The sequence below is a fragment of the Methylobacterium variabile genome, from assembly GCF_001043975.1.
Taxonomy (GTDB): domain Bacteria; phylum Pseudomonadota; class Alphaproteobacteria; order Rhizobiales; family Beijerinckiaceae; genus Methylobacterium; species Methylobacterium variabile.
Genome location: NZ_LABY01000055.1, coordinates 36,109 through 58,041, shown reverse-complemented (window position 1 = coordinate 58,041; position 21,933 = coordinate 36,109). Strand labels below are relative to the sequence as shown.

At 71.2% G+C, this 21,933-nt stretch carries 19 protein-coding genes; 15 read left to right on the top strand and 4 right to left on the bottom strand.

The genetic code is table 11. The annotated features are described in order from the left end of the window. Positions 1–18: 18 nt before the first annotated feature. The 6 genes from VQ02_RS09505 (at position 19) to VQ02_RS09480 (ending at position 7,736) form a co-directional block, all read left to right on the top strand. Entirely contained in the window at positions 19–1,812 is a 1,794-nt protein-coding gene (locus VQ02_RS09505; RefSeq protein WP_048443938.1) for an acyl-CoA dehydrogenase C-terminal domain-containing protein, read from the top strand. A 104-nt stretch (positions 1,813–1,916) separates the two neighbouring features. Beyond that, positions 1,917–3,125, top strand: coding sequence for an acetyl-CoA C-acetyltransferase (locus tag VQ02_RS09500; RefSeq protein ID WP_048443937.1), 1,209 nt, complete (start codon positions 1,917–1,919; stop codon positions 3,123–3,125). Positions 3,126–3,130: 5 nt separating this feature from the next. Next, positions 3,131–3,646 carry a DUF2059 domain-containing protein gene (locus VQ02_RS09495; protein ID WP_048443936.1) on the top strand — a complete coding sequence of 172 codons (516 nt, stop codon included), beginning with the start codon at positions 3,131–3,133 and terminating at the stop codon, positions 3,644–3,646. Between the two features lie 31 nt (positions 3,647–3,677). Continuing rightward, on the top strand, positions 3,678–5,879 hold the full coding sequence (locus VQ02_RS09490; protein WP_048443935.1) for a 3-hydroxyacyl-CoA dehydrogenase NAD-binding domain-containing protein: 2,202 nt from the start codon (positions 3,678–3,680) through the stop codon (positions 5,877–5,879). A gap of 82 nt (positions 5,880–5,961) precedes the next feature. Next, positions 5,962–6,894 (top strand): diacylglycerol/lipid kinase family protein, encoded by a 933-nt coding sequence (locus tag VQ02_RS09485; protein WP_048443934.1) that lies wholly within the window; start codon positions 5,962–5,964, stop codon positions 6,892–6,894. Next, a complete protein-coding gene (locus VQ02_RS09480; RefSeq protein ID WP_048443933.1) occupies positions 6,891–7,736 on the top strand; it encodes a metallophosphoesterase family protein in 846 nt (281 codons plus the stop codon). Before VQ02_RS09485 ends, VQ02_RS09480 begins: the two co-directional genes overlap by 4 nt. Before the next feature lie 120 nt (positions 7,737–7,856). On the opposite strand, the gene VQ02_RS09475 is transcribed toward VQ02_RS09480, so the two are convergent. From VQ02_RS09475 to VQ02_RS09460, 4 genes are all read right to left on the bottom strand, one after another. Continuing rightward, positions 7,857–8,243 (bottom strand): RidA family protein, encoded by a 387-nt coding sequence (locus VQ02_RS09475; RefSeq protein ID WP_048443932.1) that lies wholly within the window; start codon positions 8,241–8,243, stop codon positions 7,857–7,859. Positions 8,244–8,283: 40 nt separating this feature from the next. Further along, positions 8,284–8,751 (bottom strand): cupin domain-containing protein, encoded by a 468-nt coding sequence (locus tag VQ02_RS09470; protein ID WP_048443931.1) that lies wholly within the window; start codon positions 8,749–8,751, stop codon positions 8,284–8,286. A 43-nt stretch (positions 8,752–8,794) separates the two neighbouring features. Continuing rightward, positions 8,795–9,175, bottom strand: a complete 381-nt coding sequence (locus VQ02_RS09465) for a CCDC90 family protein (protein WP_048443947.1) — start codon at positions 9,173–9,175, stop codon at positions 8,795–8,797. 144 nt (positions 9,176–9,319) lie between these two features. Continuing rightward, positions 9,320–10,909, bottom strand: coding sequence for a catalase (locus tag VQ02_RS09460; RefSeq protein ID WP_048443930.1), 1,590 nt, complete (start codon positions 10,907–10,909; stop codon positions 9,320–9,322). Positions 10,910–11,100: 191 nt separating this feature from the next. Here VQ02_RS09460 and VQ02_RS09455 point away from each other — a divergent pair, with 191 nt between their 5' ends. The 9 genes from VQ02_RS09455 to shc all read left to right on the top strand — a co-directional run bounded on the left by VQ02_RS09455 (position 11,101) and on the right by shc (position 21,931). Then, positions 11,101–12,075 (top strand): LysR substrate-binding domain-containing protein, encoded by a 975-nt coding sequence (locus VQ02_RS09455; RefSeq protein ID WP_048443929.1) that lies wholly within the window; start codon positions 11,101–11,103, stop codon positions 12,073–12,075. A gap of 45 nt (positions 12,076–12,120) precedes the next feature. Further along, positions 12,121–13,197: an AbrB family transcriptional regulator gene (locus VQ02_RS09450; protein ID WP_048443946.1), complete on the top strand. Its 1,077-nt coding sequence runs from the start codon at positions 12,121–12,123 to the stop codon at positions 13,195–13,197. Positions 13,198–13,320: 123 nt separating this feature from the next. Then, complete coding sequence (gene ilvA / locus VQ02_RS09445; RefSeq protein ID WP_048443928.1) at positions 13,321–14,871, top strand: threonine ammonia-lyase, biosynthetic; 1,551 nt, start codon at positions 13,321–13,323, stop codon at positions 14,869–14,871. Between the two features lie 98 nt (positions 14,872–14,969). Beyond that, on the top strand, positions 14,970–15,875 hold the full coding sequence (gene lgt / locus VQ02_RS09440; protein ID WP_048443927.1) for a prolipoprotein diacylglyceryl transferase: 906 nt from the start codon (positions 14,970–14,972) through the stop codon (positions 15,873–15,875). Beyond that, entirely contained in the window at positions 15,872–16,993 is a 1,122-nt protein-coding gene (locus VQ02_RS09435) for a class I SAM-dependent methyltransferase (protein WP_048443926.1), read from the top strand. Before lgt ends, VQ02_RS09435 begins: the two co-directional genes overlap by 4 nt. A gap of 70 nt (positions 16,994–17,063) precedes the next feature. Further along, positions 17,064–17,831, top strand: coding sequence for a peptidoglycan editing factor PgeF (pgeF, locus tag VQ02_RS09430; RefSeq protein WP_048443925.1), 768 nt, complete (start codon positions 17,064–17,066; stop codon positions 17,829–17,831). 321 nt (positions 17,832–18,152) lie between these two features. Further along, entirely contained in the window at positions 18,153–19,064 is a 912-nt protein-coding gene (locus VQ02_RS09425; protein ID WP_048443924.1) for an outer membrane protein, read from the top strand. Between the two features lie 307 nt (positions 19,065–19,371). Continuing rightward, positions 19,372–19,929, top strand: coding sequence for a TetR/AcrR family transcriptional regulator (locus tag VQ02_RS09420; protein ID WP_048443923.1), 558 nt, complete (start codon positions 19,372–19,374; stop codon positions 19,927–19,929). A gap of 46 nt (positions 19,930–19,975) precedes the next feature. Beyond that, positions 19,976–21,931 (top strand): squalene--hopene cyclase, encoded by a 1,956-nt coding sequence (gene shc / locus VQ02_RS09415; RefSeq protein WP_083469127.1) that lies wholly within the window; start codon positions 19,976–19,978, stop codon positions 21,929–21,931. Positions 21,932–21,933 lie beyond the last annotated feature (2 nt).

The window sequence follows — 21,933 nt, the reverse complement described above, 5'->3', positions numbered from 1 at the left end:
CGCGGGAGCGGGGGAAACATGCCGAGCTACAAGGCGCCCGTGGAGGACGTGCTGTTCCTCCTCAACGACGTGTTCGGGATCGATCGCTACAACAACCTGCCCGGCTTCGCCGAGGCGACCCCCGACCTGATCGAGGCGGTCGTCACCGAGGGCGCGAAGCTGTGCGAGGAGGTGCTGGCACCCCTCAACCGGACCGGCGACCTCGAGGGCTGCACGCGCCATCCGGACGGCAGCGTCACCACACCGAAGGGCTTCAAGGCCGCCTACGACGCCTATGCAGGGGGCGGCTGGATGGGCCTGTCGATGCCCGCCGAGTACGGCGGCCAGGGCCTGCCCCACACGCTCAACAGCGTGATGCAGGAATTCGTGTCAGGCGCCAACATCGCGCTCGGCATGTATCCGGGCCTGACCCAGGGCGCGATGGCGACCCTGCTGGTCCACGGCTCGGAGGAGCAGAAGCGCACCTACCTGCCGAGGATGGTCGAAGGGACCTGGACCGGCACGATGAACCTGACCGAGCCGCACTGCGGCACGGATCTCGGCCTGCTGAAGACCAAGGCGACACCGAACGGCGACGGCTCCTACGCGATCACCGGCACCAAGATCTTCATCTCGGCCGGCGAGCACGACCTGTCGGAGAACATCATCCACCTGGTGCTCGCCCGGATCGAAGGCGCGCCCGCGGGGACCAAGGGCATTTCGCTCTTCGTGGTGCCGAAGTTCCTGGTCGGCCCGGACGGCACGCTCGGGGCCCGCAACGGGGTGTCGTGCGGCGCCATCGAGCACAAGATGGGCATCCACGGCAACGCGACCTGCGTGATGAACTACGACGGCGCCACCGGCTGGCTCGTCGGCGAGGCCAATCGCGGCCTCAACGCGATGTTCGTGATGATGAACGAGGCCCGCCTCGCCGTCGGCATCCAGGGCCTCGGCCAGTCGGAGGTCGCCTACCAGAACGCAGTCTCGTACGCCCGCGACCGGCTCCAGGGCCGGGCGCTCACCGGCGCCGCCGCGCCCGACAAGCCCGCCGACCCGATCATCGTCCATCCGGACGTGCGCCGGACGCTCATGACCATCCGGGCCTTCAACGAGGCCGCCCGTGCCCTCGTGGTCTGGACCGCGCTCCAGGCCGACGTCGCCCACCGCTCCGAGGACCCGGCCGCCCGACAGGCGGCGGAGGACCACATGAGCCTGATGACCCCGGTGGTGAAGGGCGTGCTGACCGACCGGGGCTTCGCCAACGCGGTCGATGCCCAGCAGATGTTCGGCGGCCACGGCTACATCGAGGAATGGGGAATGTCGCAGTTCGTGCGCGACGCCCGCATCGCCCAGATCTACGAGGGCGCCAACGGCATCCAGGCCATGGACCTCGTCGGCCGCAAGCTGCCCCGCGACGGCGGCCGGGCGATGATGCGCTTCCTCGCGGAGGTCGAGGGCTTCTGCAAGGAGAACGCCGAGGATCCGACGCTGAAGGCGTACTGCGCGCCGCTGGCGAAGAGCCTCGGCCACCTGCAGCAGGCGACGATGTGGCTGATGCAGAACGCCATGGCGAAGCCCGACAATGCCGGGGCGGCGGCGACCGACTACATGCACCTGATGGGCCTCGTCGCCATGGGCTACATGTGGGGCCGGATCGCCAAGGCCGTCGCGGCGAAGCGCGAAGCCGGCGAGGGCATCGCCGAGCGCCTCGACGCCCGGCTCGCCACCGGCCGCTTCTACGTCGAGCGCGTGCTGCCCGAGACCGGCACCCGCCTCGCCCGCATCTCGGCCGGGTCCGACGCCGTCATGGCGGTGCCGGCGGAGCTGTTCTAGCCTCTTCCAACACCTGAACGCCGTCCCGGTCCCTGGCCGGGGCGGCCCGACGTGCCCGCGGTCCGCGACTGGGCCGCCCGCGAGACATTTCCGGGAAGACGCCCATGCCCGACGCCTACATCTACGACCACGTCCGCACGCCCCGCGGCCGCGGCAAGCCCGACGGCTCGCTGCACGAGGTGACGGCGCTCCGCCTCGCCGAGACGGCGCTCCGCGCGCTCAAGGACCGCAACGCCCTCGACACGACCCTCGTCGACGACGTCGTCCTCGGCTGCGTCGATCCGGTTGGCGAGGCCGGCGGCGACATCGCCCGCGCCGCCGCCCTGGTGGCCGATTACGGCACCCACGTGCCGGGCGTGCAGATCAACCGGTTCTGCGCCTCGGGCCTCGACGCGGTGAACTTCGCCGCCGCCCAGGTGATGAGCGGCCAGCACGACATGGCGGTCGGCGGCGGCGTCGAGTCGATGAGCCGCATCGGCATCGGCGCCTCGGGCGGCGCCTGGCCGGTGGATCCTGCCATCGCCATCAAGTCGTACTTCATGCCGCAAGGCGTCTCGGCCGACCTGATCGCCACCAAGTACGGCTTCTCCCGCGACGAGTGCGACGCCTACGCGGTCGAATCGCAGAAGCGGGCCGCGCGCTCGTGGGAGGACGGCCGGTTCAGCAACGCGGTCGTGCCCGTGCGCGACGTCAACGGCCTGACGCTGCTCGCCCGTGACGAGCACATGCGGCCGAGCACCGACATGCAGTCGCTCGCCAGCCTGAAGCCCTCCTTCGTCCAGATGGGCCAGATGGGCGGGTTCGATGCCGTCGCGGTCGACGCGCATCCGGACGTCGAGGCGGTCGAGCACGTCCACCACGCCGGCAACTCCTCGGGCATCGTCGACGGCGCCGCCGCGGTGCTGATCGGGTCGAAGGAGGCCGGGTCGGCGGCGGGCCTCAAGCCCCGCGCCCGCATCCGCGCCTTCGCCAATATCGGCTCGGACCCGGCCCTGATGCTCACCGGCCCGGTCGACGTCACCCGCAAGGTGCTCAAGCGCGCCGGGATGAGCGTCAATGACATCGACCTGTTCGAGGTCAACGAGGCCTTCGCGGCGGTGGTGCTGCGCTTCCTCCAGGCCTTCGAGGTCGATCCCGCCCGGGTGAACGTCAACGGGGGCGCCATCGCGCTGGGCCATCCCCTCGGCGCGACGGGGGCGATGATCCTCGGCACGGTGCTCGACGAGCTGGAGCGCACCGGCAAGCAGACGGCCCTCGTCACCCTGTGCATCGGCGCCGGCATGGGCACCGCCACCATCATCGAGCGGGTGTGAGGCCGATGCGCCGCGCCCTCTCCCTCCTCGTCGCCGGACTCGCCCTCGGCCTCTCCCTCGCGGGTGCGGCCTTCGCCCAGGACGAGCGCGTGGCGCTCGCCCGCGACATCGTGGCCAAGACGGTGGCCCGCAACCTGACCTCCGCCTTCGCGCAGGCGGAGGAGAAGACCCTCGCCTCGATGAGCGCCGAGCAGGCCGCGAAGCTGCGCCCGGAGCTGGAGAAGTCCTTCGGCCAGGAGCGCGACACCCTCGTCGACCAGCTCTCGAAGGAATACGCCCAGAAGTTCGATACCGGCGAGCTGAAGCGCCTCGCGGCGATCTACGACGACCCGACCTACCAGAAGTTCCAGGCGCTCAACGCCGACCCGACCTCGATGGTCACCTCGATCACCAAGGACGCGGTGACCAAGATGATGAACCTGCTGACCCTCGCGGTCCTGTCGCAGCAGGGCAACGGGCAGACGCCCGCCCCGCAGGGTGCGCCCGCACCGGCACCGGTGCCTGCGCCGGCCAAGCCCTGACATCGCCCACGCATCCACGAGGCCTCCTGAGATGAACCTCACGAATTTCCGCTTCGAGACCGATGCCGACGGCGTGGCGCTGGCCACATGGGACATGCCGGGCCGCTCGATGAACGTCATCACCCCGGAGGTGATGGACGACCTGAACCGGATCATCGACGCCGTGGTGGCGGATTCCGCCATCAAGGGCTGCGTGATCACCTCCGGCAAGGATACCTTCTCGGGCGGGGCCGACCTGACGATGCTGCAGGGGCTCGGCGCCGAGTACGCCCGGCTGTCGCGCGAGCGCGGCGAGGAGGAGGCGATGACCTTCTTCTTCGAGGAGTCGCGCCGGCTCACCCTGCTCTACCGCAAGCTCGAGACCTGCGGGAAGCCGTTCGCGGCCGCCGTGCACGGCACCTGCCTCGGCGGCGCCTTCGAGCTGGCGCTCGCCTGCCACCACCGGGTGGTGTCGGACGACGACAAGACCCGGGTCGGCCTGCCGGAGATCAAGGTCGGGCTGTTTCCGGGCGCCGGCGGCACCCAGCGCGTCGCCCGGCTGATGCAGACCGGCGACGCCCTGCAGATGCTGTTCAAGGGCGAGCAGATCCGCCCGCTGATGGCCCGCAACATGGGCCTCGTCCACGCGGTGGCGCCACGCGGTGAGATCGTCCAGAAGGCGAAGGAGTGGCTCAAGGCCGGCGGCTCGGCCGTCGCGCCCTGGGACCAGCCGAAGTTCAAGGCGCCGTCGGGTAAGGTCTACTCACCCGCCGGCATGATGACCTGGCCGCCGGCCAACGCGATCTACCGCCGCGAGACCCACGACAACTATCCCGCCGCGAAGGCGATCCTGCAGGCCGTGTACGAGGGCCTGCAGCTGCCGATGGACCTCGCGCTCAAGGTCGAGAGCCGGTACTTCGCCAAGATCCTGCGCTCGCCCGAAGCGGCGGCGATGATCCGCACCCTGTTCCTGTCGATGGGCGAACTCAACAAGGGCGCCCGTCGGCCGAAGGATGTCGGCGCGGTGCCGCTGAAGAAGGTCGGCGTCGTCGGCGCCGGCTTCATGGGCGCGGGCATCGCCTACGTCTCGGCCAATGCCGGCCTCGAGGTCGTGCTGGTCGACCAGTCGACCGAGGCGGCCGAGAAGGGCAAGGCCTACGCCCACAAGCTCGTCTCCGACCAGATCATGAAGGGCCGGGCCAAGACCGCGGACCGGGACGCGCTCCTCTCGCGCATCGCGGCGAGTGCCGACTACGCCGACCTCGCGGCGTGCGACCTCGTGATCGAGGCGGTGTTCGAGGACCCGAAGGTCAAGGCCGAGGTGATCGCCAAGGTCGAGGCGGTGATCGGGCCGGACGCGGTCTTCGCCTCCAACACCTCGACGCTGCCGATCAGCGGCCTCGCCAAGGCCTCGGGGCGCCCCGAGCAGTTCATCGGCATCCACTTCTTCTCGCCGGTCGAGAAGATGATGCTGGTCGAGATCATCAGGGGCAAGGCGACCGGCGAGCGGGCGCTCGCCGCCGCCCTCGACTACGTCCGGGCGATCAAGAAGACGCCGATCGTCGTCAACGACGCCCGTGGCTTCTTCGCCAACCGCTGCGTCGGCGCCTACATCCTCGAAGGCCACCTGATGCTGGCCGAGGGCGTGCCGGCGGCGATGATCGAGAATGCCGGTCGCCAGGCCGGCATGCCGGTGGGCCCGCTCTCGCTCAACGACGAGGTCGGGGTCGACCTCGCCCTCAAGATCGTCAAGGCGACGAAGGCGCAGGCCGGCGAAAATGCCGTCAACCCGACCCAGGAGCGCCTGCTCACCGCCCTCGTCGAGGGCGAGGGCCGGCTCGGCCGCAAGAACCGCAAGGGCTTCTACGACTATCCCGAGCAGGGCCAGAAGAAGCTCTGGCCGGGTCTGCGCGACCTGCAGGAGACCCGGCTCGACCCGGACGCGGTGGACTTCCAGGAGTTGAAGCAGCGCCTCCTCGTCACCCAGGCGCTGGAGGCGGCCCGGACCTTCGGCGAGGGCGTCGTCACCGACCCGCGCGAGGCCGATGTCGGCTCGATCCTCGGCTTCGGCTTCGCGCCGTTCACCGGGGGCGCCCTGTCCTACATCGACTTCATGGGGGCGGCCCGGTTCGTGGAGCTGTGCCGGACGCTCGAGGCCAGGCACGGCGCCCGCTTCAGCCCGCCGGCGACGCTGGTGGCGATGGCGGAGAAGGGCGGCACCTTCTACGGCGAGGCAGCTAGGCAGGCGGCGTGATCGAGGGACCGGCCCTGCCATCGTCCTGAGATGCGGGGCCGGCATCCTGCCCGGGCGGCGCTTCGCCGCCCGGGACAATCGCGTGACGAGACAGGATGGTGAGGCGCCGGCCCGCAGGATCGTGCTGGTGGCGAATGGGGCGGCGGGCTCCCTGATCGATGGGGGCGTGACGCCGGAGGCCCTTCATGCCCACCTGGAAGGCGCAGGCCTGCACGTCGTGCCGGAGCCTCAGCCCGACGCGCCACTGCCGGAGCGGCTCAAGGCCGCCGCCGCGATGCCGGGCATCGATGCCGTGGCGGTCGCCGGCGGCGACGGGACGCTGGCCTGCGCGGCGCAGGCCCTGGCCGGGCAGGACGTGCCGCTCGGCATCCTGCCCCTCGGCACCATGAACCTGCTCGCCAACGATCTCGGCCTGCCCCTCGATCTCGACGCGGCGGTGGCGGTGCTGGCGACCGGCATCGTCCGCGCGATCGATGCCGGCGAGGTCAACGGCCACGTCTTCCTGATCAACTCGGTGCTCGGCATGCCGGCCCGGATGGCGCGCCATCGCGAGGCGAGGCGCAGCCGGATGGGCGCCCTCGACCTCCTGCGGATGGCCTCAGGACTCCTGCGCCATCTCGGCCGCTACCCGCGGGAGCGGGCGGAGCTCACCCTCGCGGGGCGAACCCGGCGGGTCCGCTTCCGGGCGCTGGCGGTGGTCTGCGGTGACTATCGGGAAGGTTTAGGCCAGGTGTTGTCGCGAGTGGGCGTCGACGGCGGGCACCTCACGCTCTACCTCGTCGAGACCCTGTCGGCGGCGCGGCTCGTGCGCCTCAGGCTCGGCTTCGCGGTCGGCGAGTGGCGCCGCCTGCCGGACCTCGAGCGGCACGAGACCGACGCGCTGACCCTCGACGCCCGCAGACGCGCGCTGCGGGTCATGAATGACGGAGAGGTCGTGCTGATCGCCCCGCCCCTGCGCTACCGCATCCGCCCCGACGCCCTCCGGGTCCTCGTGCCCGCGGAGGACGACCGGTGAAGCGGATCGCCCACATCTCGGACCTGCATTTCGGCCGCACCGATCCGGCGGTGGTGGAAGGTCTGGTGGCGGAGCTCGTCCGCGACCGCCCGGACCTCATCATCATCTCGGGCGACTTCACCATGCGGGCCCGCACCCGGGAATACGAGGAGGCGAAGGCGTTCCTCGCCCGGCTGCCCGAGCCGTGGATCGCCGTACCGGGCAACCACGACATCTCGCCGTTCCGTCTCTGGCAGCGCTTCTTCCATCCGTTCCGGCGCTACCGCCGCTACGTCGCGCCCGAGACCGAGCCGGTCTACCAGGACGACGAGATCGCGGTGATCTGCCTCAACACCGTGCGGACCTGGGCGCCGGAAACCGACTGGTCGCAGGGCAAGATCACCCGGGGGCAGATCAAGCGGACGGAGGCCCGGCTCGACGCCCTGCCGCCGGGGCTGTTTCGCATCGTGGTCGGCCACCATCCCTTCATGCCGCCGCCCTGGGACGAGGAGGCGCGCCTGGTCGGCCGGGCCGACGAGGCCCTCGACGCCTTCCAGCGCCACGGCGTTGGCCTGACGCTGGCCGGCCACCTTCACCGCGGCTACGCCTGCTTCGCCGAGCCGACGCCGGAGGGACCGCGGGCGGAGATCGACCGGCCGGAAGCCAAGGCCACCGGCCGGCGCCTGCTCGCGGTCCAGGCCGGCTCCGCCACCTCGACGCGCCTGCGCGGCAACGAGCCCAACGCCTACAACCGCATCACCGTGGCCGACGGCGTCGCCACCGTGCAGGTGCGGCTGTGGACCGGGACGGACTGGTGCGACGCGGCGGAGTCGGGCGCGGCGCGCTGTGCGGCCGAGGAGTGATACCGCCGCGCCTTCGAACGGACCCGTTCGGAGGCGCAAGGCAAGCCCGAACGGGCGCCGGCGCTGATGCGCCGGACGCCTTCGCATCGACGTGTCGATGCGAAGGCGCGAGGGTATGAGTCACGCCGCGGGCAGCGCCGCCGTGACCTCGATCTCCACCTTCATCTCGGGCCGCAGCAATCCGGCGACCACCACCAGGGTCGCGGCCGGGCGGATCTCCCGCAGCACCCGGCCGCGGACCGTCAGCACCGCCTCGGCCTCGGCCCGGTCGGTGACGTAGTAGGTCGCCCGCACCACCCGCTCCAGCGACGAGCCCGCCTCCGCCAGCACGCCCGCGATGGTGCGCCAGCATGCCTCGGCCTGGGCGGCGGCGTCTTCCGGCATCGTCATCGCCGCGTAGTCGTAGCCGGTGGTGCCGGCGACGAACACGAAGCCGTTCTGCACCACCGCGCGGGAATAGCCGTAATCGCGCTCGAAGCTCGAGCCGCCGTCGATCCGCCGCCGCATCCCCTGCCCTCCCGATTCGCTGCCGGGCAGAGCATAGCCGTCAGCCGACCTCGCTCCAGCCCGCGAAGCCGGCGAGCGGCTCCTGGTCGTAGGCCGCCATCAGGGCCCGCATCGCGCCCTCGTCGCGCAGGCGGTCCTCGGCGGCGAGCGCCGCCAATCCCTCGAAGAAGCCCTCGCGGTGGAGCGCCGGGGTGAAGGTCAGGGTGAACCGGACCGGTTCATCGCCGCGGTTGGCGAAGGCGTGCGCCTCGCCGGGGCGCACCAGCACGAAGTCGCCCGGCCCCGCCGTCACGTCGCGATCGTTCAGCCGCAGGGTGAGTGCCCCCGCATGCACCTCGAACGCCTCGGTGAGCCGGGCGTGGCGGTGCAGCCCCGCGCCGGGCGAGCGCGCCGCAAGGGTCACGGCGTAGATGCCGATCGCGTCGCCAGTGGCGTCGCTGCGGGCGAGGTAGCGCACCTGCATCCCGCCGATCGTGACGCCGGTGCCGGGTTCGGGGGCCGTGTCCATGGCGCTTGCTCCTCGTTGATGAGCACGCCGGAATAACGCCGGTTCAGGGTTTCAGGATGCGGATCAGGGCGATGATCGCACCGATGATAGCCACAGTCTGCAAGCCGACCACACCGACCATCCACTTGATGATGTCGGTCTTTGCATCGGCGACCTGCGACCTGATCTCGGCCCGCAAGGTCGCCTCCGTCGTCCGGAGATCGTTGGCCACGACCTTGATCTCCGCGCGCAGGCTCGTCTCAACCGTCTTTATATCGGCCCTCAGCGCCGATTCAGACGCCTTCACGTCAGCTTTGGTTGCAAGATCACCCTGTACCGCCTCCGAGATTGCCTCGGCGAAGCCCTCCGCCTGATCCGGCGGGAGCTTTGCCTTGTCCCGCAGGGTACGGGCGAGCTTCAGGGTGTCGAAGGCGACGGCGGTCATGCGGAACATCCGGGCACGTCGTCGTGCCTCAGGCCGAACATAGCACCACGGCCGTTCCGCTTCCATCCTTCCCTAACGTCAAAAACCCCGCCCGGATCGCTCCAGGCGGGGCTCGTCACTCTCTAAGTTGTTGCGGCCTCGGCCTTACTCGGCGGCGACCTTGTGGGCCTGCGTGCCGTCCGTGTAGGTCTCGGCCTTCAGGCGCTGGCCCGGAGCGGCGCGGCCCGGCAGCGGCGGCAGGGCCTTGGCCTTCTCGAGGTCGATGCCGGCGCCTTCCGCGACGCGGCGGCCGTACTCCTCGTCGGCGTGCCAGAAGTGCCAGACCATCCGGAGCTGGATCGCCTCGGGGCACTCCTTCATGTCGGCCACGAGGTTGGCGATCAGGTCCTCACGCTCCCAGTCCTCGAACGAGCGGTAGCGCTCGCCGGCCTGGACGTAGTCGTCCTCGGTGCGGCTGGTCTGGTAGCGGCCGAGCTTGCCCTCGACCGGCTGGTGGTACTCACGCGCGGGCTTCGGCGCCTCGCGCAGGCCCTGGCCGATGGTGCTCGGCTCGTAGTTGATGTGCTTGTTCTCGCCGACGCCGTCGACGTAGAAGGTCATCTGGCCGTCGCGCTGGTTGGTCGAGGTCTTCACGCCCGGAGCCGGGGCGTTGATCGGCAGCTGCAGGTAGTTCGGGCCGACGCGGTAGCGCTGGGTGTCCGAGTAGGACAGCGTGCGCCCCTGGAGCATCTTGTCGTCCGAGAAGTCGATCCCGTCGACCAGTACGCCGGTGCCGAAGGCCGACTGCTCGACATCGGCGAAGAAGTTGTCCGGCACCCGGTCGAGCACCATGCGGCCGCACTTCAGGAGCGGGAACTGGTCCTCGGGCCAGCGCTTCGTGTCGTCGAGCGGGTCGAACGACAGGTGGTCGTTCGGGCCGTCCGGCATGATCTGGACCGCGAACTCCCACTCGGGGAAGTTGCCGGCCGCGATGTTGTCGTACAGGTCCTTGGTCGCGTGGCCGACGTCACGCCCCTGGATCTCGGCGGCCTGGGCCGAGGTCAGGTTGCGGACGCCCTGCTTCGGGATCCAGTGGAACTTGCAGAGATGGGCGACGCCCTGGTCGTTGACCAGCTTGTAGGTGTTGACGCCCGAGCCCTCCATCTCGCGATAGTTGGCCGGGATGCCCCACGGCGACTTCAGCCAGGTCACCATGTGGATCGACTCGGGGTGAGCCGCCACGAAATCGAAGAAGCGCCAAGCCTCCTGGCGGTTGGTCACAGGGTCAGGCTTGAAGGCGTGGATCATGTCCGGGAACTTGATGGCGTCCCGGATGAAGAAGATCTTCAGGTTGTTGCCGACGAGGTCCCAGTTGCCGTCGACGGTCTTGAACTTCACCGCGAAGCCGCGCGGGTCGCGGGCGGTCTCCGGGCTCTCCTTGGCGCCGGCCACGGTCGAGAAGCGCACGAACATCGGCGTCTTCACGCCGGTCTCGTTGAGGACGCGGGCCCGGGTGTACTTGGAGGCCGGCTCGTCGCCGATCTTGCCGTAGGCCTCGAAGTAGCCGTGGGCGCCGGCGCCGCGGGCGTGAACCACGCGCTCGGGGATCCGCTCACGGTCGAAATGGGTGATCTTCTCGATGAACTGGTAGTTCTCGAGGGTCGCCGGGCCACGCTCGCCGACCGTGCGCATGCTCTGATTGTCGCGGACCGGGTGGCCCTGGCGGGTCGTCAGGATCGGGCGTTGGTCGCTCATGGAATCTCCTCTGGCGTGCAGGCGAAGGGTGCCCGGTTGGGGACGTCTCGGGGACCCCGCGCGAGGAACCGCTCACATAGGGTCGCAGGGCTCTCACCCCAACACCCTGGAACTGGTCTCGCTCCAAGCTATGACCGCTGCATGACCTGAAAACAAATGCATCGTTGCGAAGCATGTGATAGGCGTAGCCTATGAACGTCTCCGGTTTGTCCCTGCGGGACCTCGAATACGTCGTCGCCGTCGCCGAGGAGGGTCACTTCGGCCGGGCCGCCGAGCGCTGCGCGGTGAGCCAGCCGACCCTGAGCGTGCAGGTGCGCAAGCTCGAGGAGTCCTTGAGCCTCGTGCTGTTCGAGCGCACGAACCGCCGGGTGCTGCTGACGCCGAGCGGCCAGGCGGTGGTGCGCCAGGCCCGTGCGGTGCTGGCCGAGGCGCAGCGCCTGCTGCTGCTCGCCCGCGAGGGCGGCGGCAGCGGCTTGAGCGGCCGTCTCGTCCTCGCGGCGATCCAGACGCTGGGCCCCTACCTGTTTCCCCAGGTGCTGCGCGGCCTGCGCCAGGCCTTCCCGCACCTCGCCCTGAGCTTGAGCGAGGGCCGCACCGCCGAGATCCTCGATGCCCTGCGCGAGGGCCGTGCCGACGCGGCGCTGATCTCCCTGCCGATCCCCGATTCGGGCCTGACGGTGGTGCCGCTGTTCGACGAGCCGTTCCTGCTCGCCTGCCCGGCCGAGCATGCCTTCGCGGCGGGGCCCGCGCCACGGGCCAGCGACCTCGCAGGTCCCGACCTGCTGCTGCTCGACGAGGGCAACTGCCTGCGCGACCAGGCGGTAGCGGCCTGCGGGGCTGGCCCGGCCAGCGGTCGCCACGCGACCAGCCTCGAGACCCTGCGCTCGATGGTGGCGGCGGGCGCCGGGTACACCCTGCTGCCGGCGCTCGCCGCACCGCCGGGCCCCGATCCGACCGGGCTCACCGTCTGCCGCTGCTTCGGACCGGACGGGCCGAGCCGCACGATCGCCCTGGCCTGGCGCGCCAGCGACCCGCGGGGCGAGGGTCTCGCCGGCCTCGCCGAGTTCTTCCGCCGCCATGCTCCGCACGCAACGCTGCCCCGCCGTCAGCCGGCCGAGGGCGGCACGGCGGTCGCGCGTCGCGACAGCGGCGCGATTCCCGTGTAGCGACGCGGGCGAGAAAGCCTCGCCCGCCCCGAGATCATGGACGCCATGCACCCCGCCTCGACGGATCGCCGCCGCTCGCTCACCCGCGCGGGGGCGCTGTGGGCAGGCCTCGTGCTGGCCTCCGTCGCCCTCGCGGCCCTGTTCCACCTCGCCGGCTTCCCGGCCGCCCTGCTGCTCGGCCCGATGCTCGCCGGCATCGTCTTCGGCGTGCGCGGCGCGCCGATCCGGGTGCCGGCGCTCGGCTTCCAGGCCTCCCAGGCCCTGATCGGCTGCCTCGTCGCCCACGCGGTCAACGCCTCGATCGCCGCGACGCTGCTGGAGGACGGCTTCCTGATCCTGGCGGTGGTCGGGGTCACCGTGGTGGCGGCGTCCCTCACCGGCTGGATCCTGACCCGCATCCGCCTCCTGCCCGGCACCACCGCGGCCTGGGGCTCCTCCCCCGGCGGCGCCTCCGCCATGGTGACGATGGCGGAGGAGTTCGGAGCTGATCCGCGCCTCGTCGCCTTCATGCAGTACGTCCGGGTCGCCTGCGTGGCGCTGACCGCCTCGGTGGTCGCCCGTTTTCTCGCGGTCGGTGATGGGGCGGCCCCGGGCGCCGGCATGGAGCCGGCGCCGCTCACCGTCCTCGGCACGCTGGCGGTCGCGGCCGGCGGGGCCTGGCTCGGATTGCGGCTGCGGATCCCGGCCGGCGCGATGATCGGCCCGCTGGTCATCGGAGCGACCCTGCACGCCACGGGCCTTGCCGGCATGGCGCTGCCGTCCTGGCTCCTGGCGCTCGCCTATGCGGGCATCGGCTGGAGCGTCGGCCTGCGCTTCACCCCCGCCACCGTCCGGGCGACGCTGTTCGCCCTGCCGGGCGTGCTGGTGGCGACCTTCGGGCTCATCGCGCTGTGCGGCCTCTGGGCCTGGGGGCTGACCTTCCTGCTGCCGATCGACCTCCTCACGGCCTACCTGGCGACGAGCCCGGGCGGGCTCGATTCGGTCGCGATCATCGCGGTCGGCTCCCACGCCGACGTGTCCTTCGTCCTCGCGGTGCAGACCCTGCGCCTCCTCGTGGTGCTGATCACCGGTCCCCTGGTGGCGAAGTGGATCTCCCGCAGCGTCCGCGACGCCGCCCGCTGAGGCGATTCGGCACCAGTCAAGCTCGCGTTCCGCAGCGAAACCCGCTATCCCGGCGCCTCCGGCGCAAAGCCGTCGCGACGCCTCCCCGGGGGCGCCGCCCGCCCCTCGGACGTGATTCAAGCCGTGCACGACTACATCAAGAAGATCCTGGGCGCCCGCGTCTACGACGTCGCCATCGAGAGCCCCCTCGACCCGATGCCGCGCCTGACGCAGCGCCTCGGCGCCAAGGTGCTGCTCAAGCGCGAGGACCTGCAGCCGGTCTTCTCGTTCAAGCTGCGCGGCGCCTACAACAAGATGGCCGGTCTTCCGGCGGACGCGCTCGCCCGCGGGGTGATCTGCGCCTCGGCCGGCAACCACGCCCAGGGCGTGGCGCTCGCGGCCAAGCGCCTCGGCGTCACCGCAGTGATCGTGATGCCGCGCACCACCCCGGCGATCAAGGTCGAGGGCGTGAAGTCCCGCGGCGGCCAGGTGGTGCTGCACGGCGACGCCTTCGACGAGGCCTACGCCCACGCCAAGACCCTTGAGGCCGAGCAGGGCCTGACCTTCATCCATCCCTACGACGATCCCGACGTCATCGCCGGCCAGGGCACGATCGGGCTCGAGATCCTGCGCCAGCACGGCGACCCGATCGAGGCGGTGTTCGTGCCGGTGGGCGGCGGCGGCCTGGCGGCGGGAGTCGCCACCTTCATCAAGTTCATGCGCCCGCAGACCAGGGTGATCGGCGTCGAGCCGGCAGACGCGGCCAGCATGGCCGCCGCCATCGCGGCCGGCGAGCGGGTGGTGCTCGACTCGGTCGGCCTGTTCGCCGACGGCGTCGCGGTGCGCCAGGCCGGGGCCGAGACCTTCCGGCTCTGCCGCGAACACCTCGACGAGGTCATCACCGTCGACACCGACGCGATCTGTGCCGCCGTCAAGGACGTGTTCGACGACACGCGGGCGATGTCCGAGCCCTCCGGGGCCCTCGCGCTGGCGGGTCTCAAGGAGTACGCCGCGCGGGGACGCGTCACCGGCGCGGGCGCCCTCGTGGCGATCAACAGCGGTGCCAACCTCAACTTCGACCGGCTGCGCCACATCGCCGAGCGGGCCGAACTCGGCGAGCGCCGCGAGGCCCTCCTCGCCGTCACCATCCCGGAGCGGGCGGGCAGCTACCGCGCCTTCATCCGGGCGCTCGGCCGGCGCGCCATCACCGAGTTCAACTACCGCTACGCGCCGGGTGCGGAGGCGCACATCTTCGTCGGCGTCCAGCTCGCCGGCGGCACCCCGGAGAAGCAGGCGCTGATCGAGTCCCTGCGCGGCCTCGGCTACCCGGTGGTCGACCTGAGCGACAACGAGATGGCGAAGGTCCACGTCCGCTACATGGTCGGCGGCCGGGTGCCGGGCCTCGCCGACGAGCGGCTCCTGCGCTTCGAGTTCCCGGAGCGTCCGGGCGCCCTCCTCAAGTTCCTCGACAGCCTCGGCGTCGCCTGGAACATCTCGCTGTTCCACTACCGCAACCACGGCGCCGATTACGGCCGGGTGCTCGCCGGCATCCAAGTGCCGGAGGCCGAGCGCGGCCGCTTCGCCGCGGCGCTGGCGGAACTCGGCTACGAGCACCACGACGAGACCGACAACGCCGCCTACCGGCTCTTCCTCGACGGCCATCCCCGCCAGGTCGCGGTCGCGCCGGCGGCGTGACGGCGCAGGCGCCGGGCCGTCGTCCCGCCGGGGCATGACGGCCCGGTGCCCGATGCCGGCTTGACGCCACCCCGCCGCCGGTTCACCTCTCGCGCCCGATGCCTCTGCTCCTCGCCCTGCCCTTCCCCGCCATCGACCCCGTCGCGGTCGCGATCGGGCCGCTGCAGATCAAGTGGTACGCCCTCGCCTACATCGTCGGGCTGGTGGGCGGCTGGTACTATGCCAAGCGCCTCGTCGCCGCGCCGTCGCTGTGGGGCGCGGTGCGCCGGCCAACCGCCGCCGACATCGACGACCTCATCGTCTGGGTGGCGCTCGGCGTCGTGCTGGGCGGGCGCATCGGCTACGTGCTGTTCTACAACCTCGCCGCGTACCTCTCGAACCCGGCCGAGATCCTGGCGATCTGGCGCGGCGGCATGTCGTTCCACGGCGGCTTCCTGGGCGCGGTGCTGGCGCTGCTGCTCTTCGCCCGCCGCCGCGGCCTCAACGGCTACGCGATGCTCGACCTCGCCGCCGTGGTGGTGCCGATCGGGCTCTTCTTCGGGCGGCTCGCCAACTTCGTGAACGGCGAGCTCTGGGGCCGGCCGGCGCCGGACTTCGCCTACGCCATCGTGTTTCCTCATGGCGGTCCCCTGCCGCGCCACCCGAGCCAGCTCTACGAGGCGGTGGCCGAGGGGCTGGTGCTGTTCGTGCTGATGGCCTTCGCCGTCCGGCGCTTCGGCTTCCGCCGCCCCGGCCTCCTCGGCGGCCTGTTCGTGGTCGGGTACGCCCTCGCCCGCACCGCCTGCGAGTTCTTCCGCGAGCCCGACCCGCAGCTCGGCTTCCTGTTCGGCACCGAGGTCGGGGCGCTGGGCGGCGGCATCACCATGGGGATGCTGCTCTGCGTGCCGATGCTGGTGGTCGGCGCGGTCTTCATCGTGCGGGCCCTGCGCGGCGACACCCGGCCGCGACCGCGCCTCGACGAGCGTCCCGCCGCCGAGGCGACCTCCGGGGCTGGGCCGGCGTGAGCGAGACGCCGCTCCTCGGCGAGCTGCGGCGCCTCATCGCCGTCGAGGGGCCGATCACCATCGAGCGCTACATGGCGCTCTGCCTCGGCCACCCGGTCCACGGCTACTACCGCACCCGCGACCCCCTGGGGGCGGCCGGCGACTTCACCACCGCGCCGGAGATCAGCCAGATCTTCGGCGAGCTCCTGGGGCTGTGGACCGCCGAGGTCTGGCACGGGCTCGGGCGCCCGGCCTCGTTTCGCCTCGTCGAGTTCGGCCCCGGCCGCGGCACCCTGATGGCGGACGCGCTCAGGGCGCTCCGGGCAGCGGCGCCCGGCTGCCTGGCGGCGGCCGACCTCCACCTCGTCGAGACCAGCCCGGTGCTGCGGGCCGCGCAGGCGCGGGCCCTCGCGGGCGCCGCGCCGACGGCCGTGACCCCGGCCGCTGCGATCCCGACCTGGCACGACGGCATCGACACCCTGCCGGGCGGCCCAGCGATCATCCTCGCCAACGAGTTCTTCGACGCCCTGCCGGTGCGCCAGTACCAGCGCACCGACCGGGGCTGGTGCGAGCGCCGGGTCGGCCTCTCGGCCGAGGACGCCCTCGCCTTCGGCCTGAGCCCGGACCCGACGCCGGAGATCACCGCGCAAGGCGCGCCCGGCGCGATCCTGACCCTGCCGGCCGTTGCCCTCGACCTCACCCGGCGGCTCGCCGGACGCCTCGCCCGCGAGGGCGGCGCGCTGCTGGCGATCGATTACGGCGATCTCTACGGCGGCACCGCCGACACGCTCCAGGCCGTGGCGCATCACCGCTTCGCCGATCCCCTCGCCGCCCCGGGCGAGACCGACCTCACCGCCCAGGTCGACTTCGGGGCGCTGGCCCGCGCCGCTGCAGGTGCCGGTGCCGTGGTGCACGGCCCTGTGCCGCAAGCAGACTTCCTCCTCGCGCTGGGGCTCGCCCAGCGAACCGAGCGCCTCGCCGCCCGGGCGAGCCCGGCGCAGGCAGCCGCCGTGAGGGCGGGAGCCGAACGCCTGATCGACCGCACCACCCGCGGCATGGGCAACCTGTTCAAGGTCATGGCCCTGACGGGGCCTGGCCAGCCGGACCTGCCCGGCCTGCCCCCGGCGCCCCATCCCTGATCGCGCTTTCGACACGATTTCCCGGCGATCCTGCGGGACGCCCCTCCCTGGCCGTCAGGACGACCCCGCGATGTTCATCGAAGCACCAGAGCTGAGCTCCCATCCCGGCATCCGCCACGCCTTCTTCACCCGCCGGGGCGGGGTGTCGGAGGGGCTCTACGCCTCCCTCAACGGCGGCCTCGGCTCCGGCGACGATATCGCCCGGGTGCGGGAGAACCGCCGCCGCATGACGGCGCAGCTCGGCCTGCCGGAGGAAAACCTCGTCAGCCTCTACCAGATCCACTCGGCCGAGGTGGTGGTGGTCGAGGCGCCCTTCGCCGAGCGACCCCGGGCCGATGCCATGGTTACCCGGGTACCGGGCTTGGGCCTCGGCATCCTCACCGCCGATTGCGGGCCGATCCTGTTCGCCGATCCCGCGAACCAGGTGTTGGGGGCGGCCCATGCGGGCTGGAAGGGGGCGCTCACCGGCGTGATCGAGGCGACGCTTTCCGCCATGGAGGATCTGGGCGCCGCGCGCAGCGGCATCGTGGCGGTGCTGGGGCCGACCATCGGGTCCTCCGCCTATGAGGTCGGCCCGGAATTCCGCGAGCGTTTCGAGGCGGCGGACCCGGACAACGCCCGCTACTTCGTGCCGAGCGGCGAGCGGGACGGCCACAGCCTGTTCGACCTGCCGGCATACATCGTCGCGCGGCTGGAGCGGGCTGGCATCGGCGAGGTCGCGGATCTCGGCCTCTGCACCTACGGCGACCCCGAGCGATTCTTCAGCTACCGCCGCACCACCCACCGGGCCGAGACTGATTACGGCCGCCTCGTCTCGGCGATCGCCCTGACGCCCTGAGGCTGACCCGCGGACCGGTTCGGGGCGGCCCGAATCATCCCTTTAGGGCGCCGTTCGACATTCGTTAGGATTCGCCAGGCAAGCGTAGCAAAAAAATTCGTGCGTTCGTGAACCTTGGCCGTTCGCATGCGTTGAGGGGTTAAGGAGCCAAGGGGAATGCTCGCGATGAACAGCCGTTAAGGCTGCGGTGAAACTCACCAGCGTTGTCGCGAGGACACAGCTTTCACAAGGCTGCCGGGGTATGTCGGAGACACTGCTTCGGTTGGTCGCCGACCCGCAAACGGGCGCGATCGCCGCCGCATAGTAGGAAGGACCAGTTCCATGAAGTCGCTTCTCAAGAGCGCTACCGCCCTCGCTGGCATCGTCGTTGCCGGTTCGGCCCTCGCCGCCGACCTGCCGCGCCGCGTCGCCCCGCCGCCGGTGTTCACGCCGGTGCCGGTCTTCACCTGGACCGGCTTCTACGCCGGCCTGCACACCGACTACACCTTCACCGACCGCCAGCGCATCATCACGCGCGGCAACAACGGCCCGTTCAGCGGCACCACCGACACGATCGGCAACGTCACGAGCCTGCGCCGTCCGCCGTCCGTGCGCAACGAGCAGGACGGCCTCGCCAACATCGGCGGCGGCTTCGGCTACAACTACCAGTTCACGCCGGGCTCGGGCTTCGTGGTCGGCGTCCAGGCCGACTGGGCCTGGACCGACATCCACAAGAACACCTTCTACCTCGGGCCGCGTCTCGCCGCGAACGGCTTCACGCCCGACCCGAGCGCCTTCCGGCAGGAGCTGTCCTGGCTCGGCACCGTCGTGGGCCGCGTCGGTTACGCCTTCGACCGCGTCTTCGTCTACGGCATGGGCGGCTTCGCCTATGGCGGCGTCGATTACCGCGCCAACTTCTACACCCCGGCCGGCGCACTGGCCTATACGGGCCGCTACAACGACCTCGAGACCGGCTACGCCTATGGCGGCGGCATCGAGTACGCCCTGCCGACCGACTCGTTCCTGGCCCGCTTCAGCCTGCTCAACCTGCTGGGCGTGAAGTCCGAGGCGGTGACCATCAAGGCCGAGTACCTGCACTACGACCTCGGCAGCCGCAACGTGCTGGTGAACAACACCGGCCTCGTGGTCGCCGGCGGCGTCGGCCCGCAGCCGCGCGGCTCCTACACCTCGCGCTTCCAGACCGAGGGCAACCTCGTCCGCGCCGGGTTCAGCTACAAGTTCAACGGCCTCTGATCCACCGATCAAGCTGGCCGGACCGGCGGGCCTCACGGGCCCGCCCCCTTCCACGGCCGCCGGGCACCCGCCCGGCGGCCGTTTTCGTTGCCGATCCTCCCAGCAGTGAGCGGGGCTCGACCCGCTCGGCCGGACCGGACGCGTGAGCCCCTCCGGTACCGGGCAGCCAGCCGCGCGCCACCGGCGAGGGATCGCCCACGGCGGTGGGATGGATCGTCGAGAGGGCGCCAATTTGCTCGCGTCCACGGACGGCCCCGGACGTCCGGCTACGCTTGACGAAAGACCGTCTGGACGGTAGTGAGCCTCCATGGGCCTCTCCGCCGCACAGATCCAGAAGGCAGCCGATCTCAAGCAGAGCCTGCTTCGCGCCGCGGCGCAGATCATCCTGCGGGCAGGCGTGCAGGCGCTAACACTGGAGGCCGTCGCGAAGCAAGCCGGTGCCAGCAAGGGCGCCCTGCTGCATCATTTCCGCAGCAAGTCGGAGCTGCTCGAAGCGCTGATGGACGATCTCATCGCCCGCTTCGAGGCGGACCTGAGCCGTTTCGCCCAGGCCGACCCGGATTCCCGCGGGCGACAGACCCGCGCCTTCATCAACGCGTCCGCGAACTCCCCCACGGACGAGAACCGCCTCGGCGTCGCCATCGCGGCGGCCCTGCTGTTCGATCCGGCCCTGATGCGCCGGTGGCAGGACGTCGCCACCCGGTGGCTCGAGCAGGACCTGACCGAGGCCGACCCGGTCCAGGCCACCATCCTGCGCCTCGCGGCGGACGGTCTCTGGGTCTCGGACGCCTTCGACCTCTACCCCATGGGTCCGGAGCAGCGCCGCGCCGTGGTCGAGCGGCTTCTCGCCATGACGCGCGCCTGAGGCCACCCCGTCCAAGTCAGTTCCAGCCACCCTCACGAGCATGACCATGAACACGGAGCCCCGCTTCTCCGCGACTGACATCCTGCACAGCATCGCCGGCGCCGGCCGCGCCTTGCAGCGTCGCCAGAACCGCGACGGGCACTGGGTGTTCGAGTTGGAGGCGGACGCCACCATCCCGGCCGAGTACGTGCTCCTGGAGCACTACATGGACCGCATCACGCCCGAGCGGCAGGCCAAGATCGGCGTGTACCTGCGGCGCATCCAGGGCGAGCACGGCGGCTGGCCGATGTTCCATGCGGGTGAGTTCAACCTCTCGGCCAGCGTGAAGGCCTACTGCGCCCTCAAGGCGATCGGCGACGATCCCTCCGCGCCGCACATGGCGCGGGCGCGCCAGGCCATCCTCGATCACGGCGGGGCCGAGCGCGCCAACGTCTTCACCCGCATCCAGCTCGCCCTGTTCGGCGCCCTCCCCTGGCGCGGCGTGCCGGTGATGCCGGTCGAGATCATGCACCTGCCCAAGGGATTCTTCTTCAACATCTGGGCGATGTCCTACTGGGCCCGCACCTGCGTGGTGCCGCTCCTCGTGCTGCAGGCACGCCAGCCCCGCGCCCGCAACCCGCGCCGGGTGACCTTCGACGAGATCTTCCGGACCCCGCCGGACCAGGTGCGGGACTGGATCCGCGGCCCCTACCGCTCGCGCTGGGGCGTGGTGTTCAAGCACCTCGACACGCTGCTGCGCTGGACCGAGCCGGCCTTCTCGAAGGTCGCGCGCGAGAGCGCCATCGCGAAGGCCGTCGCCTTCGTCGAGGAGCGCCTGAACGGCGAGGATGGGCTCGGCGCGATCTACCCGGCCATGGCCTACGCCCTGATGATGTACGACGTGCTGGGCTGTCCGGCGGACGACCCGCGCTGCGTCACGATCTGGAAGTCCATCGACAAGCTGCTCGTCGAGACCGACGCGGAGGTCTACTGCCAGCCCTGCGTCTCGCCGGTCTGGGACACGAGCCTGTCCGGCCATGCGATGATCGAGGCGCTGCGCAGCGGCGGCGGCGACACGCCGGCGGGCGCCGAGGCTCAGAAGAACCTGGACGCGGCCTGCGACTGGCTGGTGGCACGCCAGGTCACGGCCGTGCGCGGGGACTGGGCCGAGGTCCGGCCGGATGCCGAGCCCGGCGGCTGGGCCTTCCAGTACCGCAACGACCACTACCCCGACGTGGACGACACGGCCGTGGTCGGCATGCTGCTCCATCGCAACGGCCGGCCCGAGCATGCCGGGGCGGTCGAGAAGGCGCGGCGCTGGATTCTGGGCCTGCAGAGCCGCAACGGCGGCTGGGGCGCCTTCGACGCGGACAACGACCGCGAGTTCCTCAACCACATCCCCTTCGCCGACCACGGCGCGCTGCTCGATCCCCCGACCGCCGACGTCACCGGCCGCTGCATCTCGTTCCTGGCGCAGCTCGGCCACGCGGAAGACCGGCCGGCCATCGCGTGGGCCCTGGCCTACCTGCGGGCCGAGCAGGAGCAGGATGGCAGCTGGTACGGCCGCTGGGGCACCAACTACATCTACGGGACATGGTCGGTGCTCTGCGCCCTGAACGCCGCCGGCGTGCCGCACGACGACCCGATGGTGCGGCGGGCCGTGGACTGGCTGGTGTCGATCCAGCGCGCGGATGGCGGCTGGGGCGAGGACGAGCGCAGCTACGATGTCGGCCGCTACGTCGAGAACCCGGAGAGCCTTCCGTCGCAGACCGCCTGGGCGATGCTCGGCCTGATGGCGGTCGGGCGGGCCGACCATCCGGCGGTCCTGCGGGGGGCCGCCTACCTGCAGCGCAGCCAGGGCGCGGACGGCGAGTGGCAGGAGCGGGCCTACAACGCGGTCGGGTTCCCGCGGGTCTTCTACCTCAAGTACCACGGCTACCGGCTGTTCTTCCCGCTCTTCGCCCTGTCGCGCTTCCACAACCTGCAGCGCGGCAACAGCCGGGAGGTCAGCTTCGGCTTCTGAGC

What these genes read in the sequence shown, in the direction of transcription:
- VQ02_RS09505 (WP_048443938.1), top strand. Translation starts at nt 19, where the DNA reads ATGCCGAGCTACAAGGCGCCCGTGGAGGACGTGCTGTTCCTCCTCAAC.
- VQ02_RS09500 (WP_048443937.1), top strand. Translation starts at nt 1,917, where the DNA reads ATGCCCGACGCCTACATCTACGACCACGTCCGCACGCCCCGCGGCCGC.
- VQ02_RS09495 (WP_048443936.1), top strand. Translation starts at nt 3,131, where the DNA reads ATGCGCCGCGCCCTCTCCCTCCTCGTCGCCGGACTCGCCCTCGGCCTC.
- VQ02_RS09490 (WP_048443935.1), top strand. Translation starts at nt 3,678, where the DNA reads ATGAACCTCACGAATTTCCGCTTCGAGACCGATGCCGACGGCGTGGCG.
- VQ02_RS09475 (WP_048443932.1), bottom strand. Translation starts at nt 8,243, where the DNA reads ATGCGGCGGCGGATCGACGGCGGCTCGAGCTTCGAGCGCGATTACGGC.
- VQ02_RS09470 (WP_048443931.1), bottom strand. Translation starts at nt 8,751, where the DNA reads ATGGACACGGCCCCCGAACCCGGCACCGGCGTCACGATCGGCGGGATG.
- VQ02_RS09465 (WP_048443947.1), bottom strand. Translation starts at nt 9,175, where the DNA reads ATGACCGCCGTCGCCTTCGACACCCTGAAGCTCGCCCGTACCCTGCGG.
- VQ02_RS09460 (WP_048443930.1), bottom strand. Translation starts at nt 10,909, where the DNA reads ATGAGCGACCAACGCCCGATCCTGACGACCCGCCAGGGCCACCCGGTC.
- VQ02_RS09455 (WP_048443929.1), top strand. Translation starts at nt 11,101, where the DNA reads ATGAACGTCTCCGGTTTGTCCCTGCGGGACCTCGAATACGTCGTCGCC.
- VQ02_RS09450 (WP_048443946.1), top strand. Translation starts at nt 12,121, where the DNA reads ATGCACCCCGCCTCGACGGATCGCCGCCGCTCGCTCACCCGCGCGGGG.
- lgt (WP_048443927.1), top strand. Translation starts at nt 14,970, where the DNA reads ATGCCTCTGCTCCTCGCCCTGCCCTTCCCCGCCATCGACCCCGTCGCG.
- pgeF (WP_048443925.1), top strand. Translation starts at nt 17,064, where the DNA reads ATGTTCATCGAAGCACCAGAGCTGAGCTCCCATCCCGGCATCCGCCAC.
- VQ02_RS09425 (WP_048443924.1), top strand. Translation starts at nt 18,153, where the DNA reads ATGAAGTCGCTTCTCAAGAGCGCTACCGCCCTCGCTGGCATCGTCGTT.
- VQ02_RS09420 (WP_048443923.1), top strand. Translation starts at nt 19,372, where the DNA reads ATGGGCCTCTCCGCCGCACAGATCCAGAAGGCAGCCGATCTCAAGCAG.
- shc (WP_083469127.1), top strand. Translation starts at nt 19,976, where the DNA reads ATGAACACGGAGCCCCGCTTCTCCGCGACTGACATCCTGCACAGCATC.